The organism is Actinomyces sp. ICM39, assembly GCF_000282935.1.
GTDB classification, from domain to species: domain Bacteria; phylum Actinomycetota; class Actinomycetes; order Actinomycetales; family Actinomycetaceae; genus Pauljensenia; species Pauljensenia odontolytica_B.
On the sequence record NZ_ALCB01000036.1, the window covers coordinates 1 to 12,618 of the forward strand.

At 68.1% G+C, this 12,618-nt stretch carries 11 protein-coding genes, 1 tRNA gene and 1 pseudogene; 5 read left to right on the top strand and 8 right to left on the bottom strand.

Translation table 11 applies throughout. The features are described 5' to 3' along the window. Window positions 1-115 precede the first annotated feature (115 nt). From HMPREF1137_RS01945 to HMPREF1137_RS01960, 4 genes are all read right to left on the bottom strand, one after another. Window positions 116-199: transfer RNA gene (locus HMPREF1137_RS01945), tRNA-Leu, on the bottom strand. A 124-nt stretch (window positions 200-323) separates the two neighbouring features. Beyond that, window positions 324-1,199 (bottom strand): CbiQ family ECF transporter T component, encoded by an 876-nt coding sequence (locus tag HMPREF1137_RS01950; RefSeq protein ID WP_196792942.1) that lies wholly within the window; start codon window positions 1,197-1,199, stop codon window positions 324-326. Then, window positions 1,196-3,316, bottom strand: a complete 2,121-nt coding sequence (locus tag HMPREF1137_RS01955; RefSeq protein ID WP_007588258.1) for an ABC transporter ATP-binding protein — start codon at window positions 3,314-3,316, stop codon at window positions 1,196-1,198. Before HMPREF1137_RS01955 ends, HMPREF1137_RS01950 begins: the two co-directional genes overlap by 4 nt. Before the next feature lie 98 nt (window positions 3,317-3,414). Continuing rightward, window positions 3,415-4,347 (bottom strand): 5'-nucleotidase, encoded by a 933-nt coding sequence (locus HMPREF1137_RS01960; RefSeq protein WP_007588264.1) that lies wholly within the window; start codon window positions 4,345-4,347, stop codon window positions 3,415-3,417. Window positions 4,348-4,556: 209 nt separating this feature from the next. On the opposite strand from HMPREF1137_RS01960, the gene HMPREF1137_RS01965 reads away from it, so the two are divergent. The 5 genes from HMPREF1137_RS01965 (at window position 4,557) to HMPREF1137_RS01985 (ending at window position 8,568) form a co-directional block, all read left to right on the top strand. Further along, window positions 4,557-5,693, top strand: coding sequence for an ABC transporter substrate-binding protein (locus tag HMPREF1137_RS01965; RefSeq protein WP_007588273.1), 1,137 nt, complete (start codon window positions 4,557-4,559; stop codon window positions 5,691-5,693). 87 nt (window positions 5,694-5,780) lie between these two features. Continuing rightward, window positions 5,781-6,809 carry a FecCD family ABC transporter permease gene (locus HMPREF1137_RS01970; protein WP_034496359.1) on the top strand — a complete coding sequence of 343 codons (1,029 nt, stop codon included), beginning with the start codon at window positions 5,781-5,783 and terminating at the stop codon, window positions 6,807-6,809. Beyond that, window positions 6,806-7,606, top strand: a complete 801-nt coding sequence (locus HMPREF1137_RS01975; protein WP_007588268.1) for an ABC transporter ATP-binding protein — start codon at window positions 6,806-6,808, stop codon at window positions 7,604-7,606. The genes HMPREF1137_RS01970 and HMPREF1137_RS01975 overlap by 4 nt, the downstream gene beginning before the upstream one ends. A 199-nt stretch (window positions 7,607-7,805) precedes the next feature. After that, window positions 7,806-8,015: a cold-shock protein gene (locus tag HMPREF1137_RS01980; RefSeq protein ID WP_007588281.1), complete on the top strand. Its 210-nt coding sequence runs from the start codon at window positions 7,806-7,808 to the stop codon at window positions 8,013-8,015. A gap of 334 nt (window positions 8,016-8,349) precedes the next feature. Then, complete coding sequence (locus HMPREF1137_RS01985; RefSeq protein WP_007588262.1) at window positions 8,350-8,568, top strand: hypothetical protein; 219 nt, start codon at window positions 8,350-8,352, stop codon at window positions 8,566-8,568. Window positions 8,569-8,816: 248 nt separating this feature from the next. On the opposite strand, the gene hemL is transcribed toward HMPREF1137_RS01985, so the two are convergent. From hemL to HMPREF1137_RS02005, 4 genes and pseudogenes are all read right to left on the bottom strand, one after another. Next, a complete protein-coding gene (hemL, locus tag HMPREF1137_RS01990; RefSeq protein ID WP_007588266.1) occupies window positions 8,817-10,202 on the bottom strand; it encodes a glutamate-1-semialdehyde 2,1-aminomutase in 1,386 nt (461 codons plus the stop codon). A gap of 48 nt (window positions 10,203-10,250) precedes the next feature. Beyond that, a complete protein-coding gene (gene hemB / locus HMPREF1137_RS01995) occupies window positions 10,251-11,282 on the bottom strand; it encodes a porphobilinogen synthase (protein WP_007588275.1) in 1,032 nt (343 codons plus the stop codon). Beyond that, entirely contained in the window at window positions 11,279-12,070 is a 792-nt protein-coding gene (locus HMPREF1137_RS02000; protein WP_231283997.1) for a uroporphyrinogen-III synthase, read from the bottom strand. Before HMPREF1137_RS02000 ends, hemB begins: the two co-directional genes overlap by 4 nt. Window positions 12,071-12,081: 11 nt before the next feature. Continuing rightward, window positions 12,082-12,618, bottom strand: a pseudogene (locus HMPREF1137_RS02005) (hydroxymethylbilane synthase); the annotation flags it as partial.

Here is a 12,618-nt window from a genome sequence, read left to right on the forward strand (position 1 = left end):
AGCAAGCAGCCCGGCCTCACAAAGCACACGCGGCGCCCGGAACACCCATGGGGCCGCAAGCAACAACCAGGGAAAACAAAAACCGCAGATCCCGAAAGGATCTGCGGTTTCATCGTGCGCGAGGGGGGAGTTGAACCCCCACTCCATCACTGGAACACGGACCTGAACCGTGCGCGTCTGCCTATTCCGCCACTCGCGCGTACCCAGAAAGAATAGGGGCATCACACCCCCCGCGTCAAATCAGCACCGTATGACCCAGGGCACAAGACCCCGTACAACCTGGATTAAACAGCACTATTTCAACGAAAGATACGACCGGCACACTACGGCATCAACCTGCACGCAACGATGCCAGCAACACCCAACAGGCTCACAGCGATCACAGCAGCATCGACCCATCCGAGCCGCACGCGCGCCCCACGAGTCGCACCATCCTGGGACTCGATAGCCCCGCGCATAGACATCGCGCGCCCAGTTTCAGCTGCCCCACGCGAGGTGGCGGACAGGATCGCGGTGATGACATCGACGCACAGGCGCGCATACCCGCGCAGCGACAGCGTGGCCACATCCTGGCCGAGGCGCAACTTGGCAGTGTCGAGCACCGCCTGCGCCTGATCGCGCAGCATCGGCAGGCCTCGCAGGGCCGAGGCCATGACGAGCGACCACTGATCAACCGGCGCCCCCAGGAGCCGCAGCGGCCGCAGGAAAAATCGCAGTGCGCCCGCGAGCGCGGCGGTCGGCGTCACCCACGCGATGAGCCCGGACCCCCACAGGACGACGAGCGCCAGGGTGGAGACGCGCAGGAAGAGCTCGAGCCCATCCCCCAGCCACGCGCCAATACAGCCGCCGATGAAGCCGGAGACAAACCACATGGGCGGACGCGGGGCGACGCTGACGGGGAGGCGAACGATCAGCGAGGCAAGGAGAAGGAGGCCTCCCACGATCGCGAGCGTCGACCACCGCGGCGACAGGATCACGCAGGTGGTGAGCACCGTCCAGCAGGCGATAAGGGTGCCGGGCCAGGCGCGCGACAGTGGCGTCGACCAGGGCAGGGGACGAGGCAGGGGGAAGCCCGCGCTTCGCCGGGGCTTCGGGCGCGGGGGCCCTTCGCCGAGGCCGGGTGGGGTCCTCGAGAATCGGCCCTCGCTGGCGCCGCCGCCGGGGCCGGTCGCCCCGCAGGCGGAATGGGGTTCCATCATGAGAGCACCCCCTCTGCGAGGCGTCCATGGGTGTCGCACAGGGAGTCCATGCCTTCGAGGTCGTGGGAGATGACGAGGATGGACAGGCCGGCGCGCCGGCGCTCGTCCAGGACGGAGATGAGCAGGTCGCGCGAGGTTGCGTCGAGGCCAGCCATGGGCTCGTCGAGGATGAGGACGCTCGGGTGGGAGGCGAGCAGCCCAGCGAGGGCGACGCGGCGCATCTGCCCGCCGGAGAGGTCGTCGATGCCGCGCGAGGCGAGGGCGGGGTCGAGGCCGACGAGTTCCATAGCCTCGGCGACGATGCGGTCGCCTTCCTCACGGCTGATGGCACCCTTGCGATGCACAGATCCGGTGCCGATGCGCGGCCCATGACCGGCGGCGGCGAGAATGTCGGAGCGCACGGAGGGGCGCTGGAGCTGGAGGCGCGCGAATTGCATGGAGAGGGCGACGTCGCCGACGCAGCGCTCCATGGGACGCCCGCCGAGGGTGACCCGCCCCCAGGTGGGGACGAGCAGGCCGGTGAGGACGCGCGAGAGCGTCGTCTTACCCGAACCATTGTCCCCGGTGATGAGCATGGCCTGCCCGGGGTCGAGGATGAGGCTGACGTCGCGTAGGACCGGCTTCTCCCAGGGGGTGCCGAGGTCGTAGGTGTGGGCGACACGGTCAGCCCACAGGTGGGCGGCCTTAATGAGGGCGGGCGCGCCCGCCACAGACGACACAGTCGACACACCGGTGGCGTGGGAAGCGGAAGGATCCCCGGCCTCGTCGATGAGGGGAGCGCCCTCCCCCGCGCGTCGATCGGAGACGATGCGCCCGCTACGAATCGTGACGACGCGGTCGGCGCGCGCGCTTTCGGCGGGGTCGTGGGTGATGTGGACGACGGCGATGCCGCGCGCGGGCAGGGATGCGAGGAGGTCGAGCATCTCGACGCGGCCAGCCCGGTCGATCATGGCGGTGGATTCGTCGGAGATAAGCAGGCGCGGGGAGCGCGCGAGGGCGCCCGCGAGCGCGAGGCGCTGAAGCTGCCCGCCGGAGAGCGAGCGCGGGTCGGCGTCGGCGAGGCCCGCGAGGCCGACGCGCTCAAGCAGCTCATCGAGGTCGAGGCCGACAATGTGCTCCGCGCTCATGCCCCAGGTGACATCTTCGGCGACACTCTGTCCGAGAACAAGGAGTTCAGAGCGCTGTCCCACGAGCGCGGTCCCACCGACAGCTCCGAGGACGCCACCGCCCTCACGCACACCCGAGCCAGGTTCGGCACCCGCGAGGAGGAGGGCCAGGGTGGACTTGCCCGAGCCGTTATGCCCGACGATGACCGTGAATTCAGGCTGCTCGAAGCTGAGGGTGACACCGCTCAGGGCGGGGTGGTCGGCGCCCGGGTAGGTGAAGTCGACGTCGGTGAGGGTGAGGGGCAGGGGGGACGAGGCCTCGGCCCCTTCACTCGGGTCCGCAGAGCGGGCGGTCGCAGCCAGGAGCGGGTCCCAGCCCGCGTCGAGGGAGATGCGGCTAAGGATGGCGCCGAGGAGCCACCGTGCGGCGAGGACCAGGAAGGCCACGCCAATAAAGCGGGTGACAGGGATCCAGATCCACCACCAGTCGACGAACCATTGGCCGAGCTGATGCCCTGCGTCGACGAAGCCGCCGGAGTGGGGGATGTGGCCGACCAGCTTGAGGAAGCCGTCGAGTGTCTTTCGGATACTTTCGAGGCCGAGGGTGCGCAGGTCGGACAGGATCCAGAACGCGATGCCGGTGCCGACGCCCCAGATGACGCCAAGGCCGGCGGCGACGCCGCAGACGGGCAGCCAGGAGGCGCGCTTCTTATGGAGGAAGCCGATGATGAGGCCGACGAGGGCCGCCTGGAAGGAGCGGCCGGCGGTGGCGACGCCGCCGACAGCGATGGCGAGGAGGATCGTCGAGGCGAAGGCTGCAACCGCGGCTCGGGGGCGCAGCTTGAGGGAGACCATGGCGAGGGGGACGGCCGTGGCGACCTGGAAGAAGAGCTGGAAGACGGGGGTGACCGCGGCGATGAGGCCGAAGGTGACGGCCAGGCCCGAAAGCGCGCCAGCGGTCGCCACCTCGACGGGAGTGAGGCGGCGGGCATCGCGCGCGGATGAGCTCATGCGTCTAGTCTCCCAGGCCCCGCCCACATCTGCGACCGCCGGGCCGGGATACCAGCAAAGCATGATGAGCTATGAGCGACCGACACACGCCTCATCACCTACTCCCGATTGAGTGCTCCGAAGGGGATGTGGACACTCGGGGTTGAGAGGGCAGCACCTTCCACGTGGCGGCGCTGATCGTCGAAGAAGATGTGCGGCTGGAGCACCTCCAGCATGGGGCCCTTCGGGAGGCCTCCCAGGAAGAACGCATCGTTGACGCTCAGGCCCCACTGCCGGATGGAGTTAATCGCGCGCTCATGGGCGGGGGCGCTACGCGCCGTCACGACGGCAACGCGGACCCGACGTCGGTACCCCTGCGGATCATCCACACTTTTTGAGTCCTCGATCCCCTGAATCCGGTTGATCTTCTCCAGAAAATCGGCCATCGGCCCACGATCGAGAGGCACCTCTGCCAGGGCGCTCTCATTCTCATGGTATTCCTCGAGGCCTCCACTCTGGAACACGCGCTCGGCTGAATCGTCGGCCAGGACGCCGTCGAAGTCGAAAGCGATGCGCAGATCCGTGTCCCCGTCATCCGGCACGGCACGCCCAACGACGTGGCCCGCCGCGAATCCAAGGCTGATCGCCTCGCGCACGTCGGCCTCGTTCGCGGAGAGGAACAGCGACATGCGCAGCGGCCTCATGAAGCGATATGGGGCACGGCCCTGCATGAAGATCGCGCGCGTGATGTCCAAGCCGTGACTCGCGACAGAACGCATCACCCGCATCCCGGTCTCCGGGTCGTTGCGCGAGAGGATGACGACCTCCACCAGGCGCTCTCGATCCGACAGGTCATTCAGGTCGAGGAGGCGGCGAATAAAGGGGAACGCAACCCCCGGTTCGAGGACATCATCGAGATGGTCTCGCTGATACTCCCGATACCGCTCCTCGCCCTGCTCGCGGAACACCGCGTCGGACTCTTCCAGGTCAAACAGGGCACTGGACGCGACCCCAATGACGAGGGCGCGCTCCAGATCGAGCTCCGCAGCCATGATGCTCCTTCCACGCGCATCTACCTATCGACGTCAGGATAAAAACGAGCATGCTCATCTGCGTCCAAGAAACACACATCGACACCACAAAAACCTCTACGCGACCCCAAGGAAAAAACACCGTGTCATAATGCCGCACTCAACCTTGTGAGGAACACCTAATTTTGTGTAGCATCTCCCTCATAATCCCAAAAACACGAGAGGACCCAATGAAAACCCGCCTCGCCACCCTGACCGCAATCCTGGCCACCGCCACCCTCGCCCTCACCGCCTGCGCGGGCGGCTCCGGCTCCACCACCGCCCAATCAGAGCAGACCACCCAGGAGGCCTCGGCCTCGTCGACGCGCACGATCACCGACCACGCGGGCAACGAGGTCGTCCTGCCCGAAAAGATCACCCGCGTCGCCATCGACCAGATCCCGATCGAATCCACCTACCTGGCCTACTTCGACGGCAAGGCCCCCTACCTGGTGGGCATGAGCGCCGCACGCGTCAAGGCCATGAGCCAGACGATCGCCGCCGAGATGGCGCCCGAAATGATGCAGGTGGACACCAGCTACTACGACAAGGGCGAACTCAACGCCGAGGCCCTGCTCAACCTGAACGTCGACGTCGTCTTCTACAACGCCTTCAACAAGGAACACGGCGAAATGTTCCGCAAGGCCGGCATCCCGGCCGTCGGCTTCACGACGCTGGGCAACCCCTCGGAGACCTACGCGGAGTGGATGGAGCTCCTCGAGGACGTCTTCAACGAGGACGGCCACATGGCCGACAAGATCGCGCTCGGCAAGGACCTCGTCGCCGACGCCCGCGCGCGCACCGCGAAGGTTCCCGAGGACCAGAAGGTCTCGACGATGGTGCTCATGGGCGCGGCCGACGGCCAGCTCGCGGTCGCGGGCGGCAAGGACGGCTGGTTCACCAACGAATGGGCCGACTCGCTGAACTACACGAACGTCACGCGCGACACCGACACCTCGCACACGCCCGTCACCTTCGAGCAGGTCCTCACGTGGGACCCCCAGGTCCTCCTCGTCACCGGCAAGGGCATGTCGAACATGACGGCAAACACCGTCCTGACGAACTCGGTCGAGGGCGTGGACCTGTCCACCCTCAGCTCCGTGAAGTCCGGCCGCGTCTACTCCACCGGCCTGGGCATGTGGAATTGGTTCACCCCCAACCCGGATTCCCCGATCGTGGCGAACTGGATCGGCGCGTCCCTGTACCCGGAGCAGTTCTCCGACGTTGACCTCGTGTCGATGACGAAGGACTACTACCAGAAGATGTACAACTTCACGCTCACGGACGAGCAGGCTCAGCGCATCATCAACCCGGACTCCGCGTCCTGATACCTGTCCCCGGCCTCGTCTTCCCTATCGACGAGGCCGGGGTCCCTTGTGCGCTTTACTCCCGACGCGCGTCGGGGAGAGGACATCATGAAGTCTGTGCTGACCAGGAACGGGCGACTGCGCGTGTGGGTGATCCCCACGCTGGTCGCCCTCATCGTCGTGTGCGCGGTAGCAGCCATGCTCATCGGCCGTTTCTCCGTATCCCTGGAGGACGTGGTTGCGGCGCTGCGCGCACGTTTCTGGGGAGGTCCGGCGGTTCCCCCACGCGTCAACTCCGTCGTTTTTGACCTGCGTGCGCCCCGCATCATCGTGGCCATCCTGATCGGCGGGGGCCTGTCCGTCGCGGGCGCCTCGTTCCAGTCCCTCTTCTCCAACCCCCTGGCCACGCCGGACACCCTGGGCGTCGCGGCGGGCACATGCGTCGGCGCAGTCATCGCACTGCTGCTGGACTGGAACCTGATCGGTGTGCAGGCCGCGGCCCTCGTCGCGGGACTGGCAACAATGGCTTTTACGACGGCGATTTCGCGCACGCGCACGGGTTCTTTCAATGTCATCACGCTCGTGCTCGGCGGCGTCATCGTCTCCGCCCTGGCGAACGCGGTCCTCTCACTGCTCAAGCTGACGGCCGACCCGACGAGCCAGCTCCCCGAGATCACCTACTGGCTGATGGGCTCCCTCGCCGCGGTCACCTACCACCAGATCGCGCTGGGAGCACCCTTCATCATCGCGGGCGTCGTCGTCATCGTGGCGCTGCGCTGGCAGCTCAACATCCTCTCCCTCTCGGAGGACGAGGCCCGCTCCGCCGGCGTCAACGTCTCCCTCATGCGCGCGATCCTCATTGTCGCCTCGACGGTCATCACGGCCTCGGTCATTTCGATGTGCGGCCAGGTCGGCTGGGTCGGCCTGCTCGTGCCACACTGCGCGCGCATGCTGTGCGGACAGAACAACCGCGCGGTCATCCCCGTGTCACTGCTGCTCGGGTCGGCGCTCATGATCGTCATCGACACGCTTGCACGATCCCTGTCGGCCTCGGAAATTCCCATTTCGATCCTGACGGCCATCATCGGCGCCCCCTTCTTTATCGTGCTGCTGCGCCGGACGGGAGGAGCGCGATGATCAGCGTCGAAAACGCGACCTTCACATACCCGGGTGCCCCCTCCCCAATCCTGACGAACGTGTCCTTCGAGGTGCCCGAGCGCTCGCTCCTGGCGATCCTGGGGCCCAACGGCGCCGGAAAGACGACGCTACTGCGCACCATGATCGGCCTGCAGAAGTGGGACAGCGGGCGCACGCTCATCGACGGCACCCCGATTTCGTCGATGTCGACCCGGGCGCTGGGCCGCGTCCTGTCCTACGTGCCGCAAGCCCGCAACGCATCCAACGTGGCGCTCACCGGCCTCGAGATGGTCATGGTCGGGCGCGCCCCGCACATGCGCACCCTCGCCCAGCCCGGAGCGCGCGAGGAACGCATGGCCCGTGACGTCCTCGACGAGGTGGGCGCCTCCCACCTGGCCGAGATGCACTGCGCGACCATGTCGGGCGGCCAATTCCAGATGATCCTCATCGCCCGCGCCCTCGTCGCCGACCCGCGCGTCCTCGTGCTCGACGAGCCGGAGACCGGCCTCGACTTCCGCAACCAGCTCATTGTCCTGGGACTCCTGGAGCGCCTCGTGAGGGACCGAGGCCTCGCCGTCATCATGAACACGCACTACCCGGCGCACGCCCTGCGCGTCGCGGACCAGGTCGCACTTTTCTCCTCCACGCACGAGGCCGTGGTCGGCCCGGCATCCTCCGTCATGAACGCGGACACCCTCGCGAGCGTCTTCGGGGTGGACGTGGCAATCGGGAGCGTGGCCTTCGAGGGAGAGGACGTGCAGGCGATCGTTCCGGTTCGTCTGAGTGGAGACAAGTAGCGCCAACACACCAAAAACTTCTTCGTCGCGATTACGCAGGTCAGCCACATTTTTGCCGCGAGTGCGGTACCGTATAAGTGTGATTCCGCACGCCCAGTCCGGGGGACAACGATGCCGGGCCGGGCCGTCGGGACCATGTCGGCTCCACAGGCGGAGCCGAACGGTGCCCCAGCGTTGGGGCGAACACGAAGGAGGGCCCATGGCTACCGGGACCATCAAATGGTTCAACGACGCCAAAGGCTTCGGATTCATTACTCCTGATGACGAATCCGGCGACGTCTTCGTGCACTATTCAAACATCGTCGGCCAATCTGGGCGCCGCACTCTTCTAGAGGGCGAGAAGGTCGAATATGAGGCGATTGAAGGACCAAAGGGCCTCCAAGCCATGAATGTGGCACGAGCCGAGTGACACTGTGTGCCCGGGTGGAGTCCCCACTCGGGCACACTTGCACGAACTGGCATGTTCTCCACTAATTTTCACGCATGTCTTTTTCCATGGCAAAACAGCTCTTTAACAGGCTTTTACAATGCTTGTGCCATGCCTTACAAGCGCTTGCGCGGTATAGACCGAGCGGTGGAATCCGCGTAGAATTGGAGCTGCACCAAGGGGGGCGACCACGAGTCAGCCCCCTTTTTTGATGCCGTCGCCCACCCGGGCGGCACGGGCCAACAGGTCCACAAACACGCTGGCGTGCGGGGCGCGCTTCGCGCATCCGTGCGAAGACACTCTCAAGGAGAACCCCATGAACAACATCGTCAAGGCTGAAACCGCCCCCACCATGTCCCAGGCCACCGCCTCGGCTTCCGTGCTCGTGGCCCTCATCGTCGCCCTCGCGGCCCTCGGCGTTTTCGCCGCCCTGCAGGTCGCTTCCGTCGCCTCGGTCGTCTTCGCGGTCGTCATCGCTCTGACCGCCCTGATCGTCTCCCCCGCGATCCTCTCGATCGCTCGCACGCGCGCCTGAGCCTATGCGGGGCGCGTGAACGACACGCGCCCCTCCCCCGCCAGCGTGACACCACGAAGGTGTCGCGCTTTTTCTTTGCCCGCACCCACCCCAGCCCCACCTCGTCTTCGATACGCGTCACGAGCACCGTCGCTCCGCGTTCGAGGAACCGCACCCCCGGCTATCACAGACTCCACGAACGAGGGGTGGGGACCCAGCAGATCCCCACCCCTCAACCGGTCACGGCACAGGCGCCGCGAGGCAGTCGATTACTCGGGCTGAGCCGCAGCGGCAGCCCGCGCGGCCGCCGGAGCGGCGGCGGCAATGGCTTCCAGCTCCGCCTCGCCGTGAGCGCCGGACACGAACCACACCTCGTACACCGAGGGCGGCAGGGCCACACCCGAGGACAGGAACGAGTGGAAGAAGGGGGCGTAGCGCCACGCCTCCTGGGCGCGCGCCTGATCGTAGTCGTACACGCCCGAGGAGGCCGCGGCCTCGCCGAACATGACGGAGAACAGGGATCCCGTGCGCTGGACGCGGTGGGCGACGCCGGCAGCGCTGAGCGCGTCCGACACGATCGTGCTGATCTCCTGCGCCGAGGCGTTCACGCGGTCGTACACGCTCTGATCAGCGAGTTCGAGGGTGCGCAGTCCGGCGACCGTGGCCAGGGGGTTGCCCGAGAGCGTGCCCGCCTGGTAGACGGGGCCCAGGGGGGCCAGCAGGTCCATGACGTCCGCGCGCCCGGCGACGGCCGCCAGGGGCATGCCGCCGCCCACGACCTTGCCGAAGGTCACCAGGTCGGGCACCCAGTCGGCGCCCTCCACGCAGGACGCGTCAACGAAGCCGGCGCTGTAGCGACCCGAGGGCGCGCCGTCGACCCACCCGGCCACGGCCTCGAGGCCCCACCAGCCGGCAGGATCAACGCGGAAGCCGGTGAGGACCTCGTCGAGGATCATGAGCGCGCCGTGCGCGGTGCACAGGCGGCGGATCTCGCGGTTCCACCCGGGGTGGGGCGGGACCGTGCCCATGTTGGCGGGGGCACCCTCGAAGATGACGGCGGCAATGCTGCCACCCACCTGCTCGAAGCACGCGCGCAGGGCGTCGACGTCGTTGTAGGGCAAGACAATGGTCTGGGCGGTAATCGCCTCGGGGACGCCGGCCGACCCGGGCAGGCCGCCCGTGGCGACACCCGAACCGGCGGCTGCGAGCAGGCCGTCGGAATGGCCGTGGTAATTGCCGGCGAATTTCACGATGAGGTCGCGCCCGGTGGCGCCGCGCGCCAGGCGGATCGCCGTCATCGTCGCCTCGGTGCCCGTCGACACGAAGCGGACACGCTGCGCGAAGGGCACGCGCTCGCGCACGGCGCTGGCCAGCAGCGTCTCAGTTTCGGTGGGAGCGCCAAAGGACAGGCCGCGCGAGGCCGCCTCCTGGACGGCGGCGACCACCTCGGGGTACGCGTGGCCGAGCAGCGCCGGACCCCACGACCCGACCAGGTCCACATAGGAACGTCCCTCGACGTCGGTGACGCGCGCGCCGCTCGCGCTCGCGATGAAGCGCGGGGTGCCACCGACGCCGCCGAAGGCGCGCACGGGCGAGTCGACGCCGCCGGGGATGACGGCTTTTGCTTGGGAGAATGCGGTTTCGTTAGTGGTCATAGCTACCTTCATCAGGGGTAAGAGGGATAGCGGCACGAGGATGCGCGCTCAGCGGGCCCGGCGGGCGACTTCGAGGGCCCAGTAGGTGAGGACGGAGTCGGCTCCCGCACGGAAGATACCGGTGAGGGATTCGTCGATGACGCGGGTGCGGTCGATCCACCCGTTGGCGGCGGCGGCCTCGACCATCGCGTACTCACCGGACACCTGGTAGGCGGCGACGGGAATATCGGAGGCGGCGGCCACGTCGGCCAGCACATCGAGGTAGGGGCCGGCGGGCTTAACCATGAGCATGTCGGCGCCCTCGGCCGCGTCGAGCAGCGCCTCGAAAAGGCCTTCGCGTCGGTTCGCGGGGTCCTGCTGGTAGGTGCGACGGTCACCCTTGAGCGTGGAACCGACGGCCTCGCGGAAGGGCCCGAAGTAGGCGGACGCGTACTTCGCGGAGTAGGCGAGGATAGCGACGTCCGCATATCCCGCCTGGTCGAGGGCCACGCGGATCGCGGCGACCTGGCCATCCATCATGCCCGAGGGCGACACCATGTGCGCGCCCGCGCGCGCCTGGGAAATCGCCATCGCCTGGTAGAGCGGCAGGGTCGCGTCGTTGTCGACACCACCTTCGGAATCGAGGAGGCCGCAGTGCCCGTGGTCGGTGAACTCGTCCAGGCAGGTGTCCGCGCACACGACGAGGGCGTCCCCAACCTCGGCACGCACGGCGGCGAGGCCACGGTTGAGGATCCCATCCTCCGCCCACGCCTGGGAGCCGATCGCGTCGCGGCGGGCGGGCACGCCGAACAGGTCGATGGCACCCACGCCCGCTTCGGCGGCCTCGGCTGCGGCTCGGCGCAGCGAGTCGATCGTGTGCTGGTACTGGCCCGGCATTGCCGCGATTTCGCGGGGTTCGTCGATGTCGTCGCGCACGAAAACAGGCCAGATGAGCTTGGCCGGATCAACGTGAGTTTCGCGCACGAGCGCGCGCATCGCGGGGGTCGAGCGCAGGCGGCGCGGGCGGATCGTCGGGATCGGGGCGCTGTCCACCCCGGCCTCGGCGAGGTAGGAGGTAACGGATTCGGGGACGGTGGTCATGAGTCTCTTTCTTCAGGTGCGTCGGTTTGGGCGGGGTGGTCGAGGGCGTCGATGAGGGCGCGGACGATGGCATCGGGTGTGGGGGACGAGGCCTGGGCCGCGACCGCGATCCCCTGCCGCCTGGCGGTGGCTGCGGTGGGTGCGCCGATGGTCACGACCCGGGTTGAGGGGGGCGGCATCCCGAGGAGCGGGGGGAGGGCGCGCGCCTGGGAGGAGGCGGTGAGGACCGCCGCGTCGTAGTGCCCCGCGCGGAAATTCCCCGCGATATTGTCGGGAATATCGGCGGCGTCGGCGGCAGTGGTGGTGTAGGCGTCGACGGCCTCGACGCTCCAGCCGAGGGAGCTCAGCCCGGCTGGCAGCGTGTCGGGCGCTGCCGCCGACCGGGGGATGAGGACCGGGCGCGCACCGGAGGCCGGGGCAGGGAAGCACTCGAGCAGCGCGGCGGCGGATCCGGCGCCGGTCATGTCGGCGTTCACCCCCGCGTGGTCGCTGATCCATCGGGCCGTGGCCTCGCCGACGGCGGCGATGCGCGTGCCGAGCGAGCGAGCGCGTGAAAGGACGGAAACGACGGCCCGCGCGGCCCTCCAGGAGGAGAACACGACCCACGCGTATCCGCCGTCAGCGAGCCGGCCGCGAGCCTCATCGAGCTGCGCGGACTCCAGCGGCGTCGACACGGTGAGGGCGAGAGCATCCACCTGAGCCCCGGCGAGGCGCAGGGCGCGCGCGATGGCGTCATCGGGCTTGGCGCGGGTCAGGAGGATCCGCCGCCCGTTCAGGGGTGCGCTCACGTGGGGCTCGTTCACGAGGATTGCCTCGGCACTTTCGTCGCACCCAAGTCGGTGACCTCAGCGGCGCCATACGCGAGCAGCTGGCGCGCCACGTCCTCGCCGAGGCGAGCGGCGTCGCAGCGACCAACCGAGTCCGTGAGCGCGAGCACGCCACTCGCCTCGACCCGCTCGCGCCCATCGACGCTCATCACGCGTGCGTCGAGCAGGAGGGCCGAGGAGGCCTCGTCCACGCGGGCGCACGCACCCACGGGTGCCGCACACCCCGCACCCAGGGCGGAGAGGACGGCGCGCTCGGCGCTGGCCGCGAGCGCGGTCGGCCGATGGTTGAGGGTACCGAGGAGGGCACGCAGGAGGGGGTCCTCCTCGTCGCGCGTTTCGATGGCGAGGGCGCCCTGCGAGGGGGCGGGCATCATGATCGCTGGGTCGAGCACGTCGGTGGCGTGGGTGTCGAGGCCGATGCGCCGCAGCCCGGCGAGGGCGAGGACGACCGCGTCGAGGCGCTCACCCGTGCCGAGGGCGGAGGGCGCAGTGCCCGCGTCCGCGCCCAG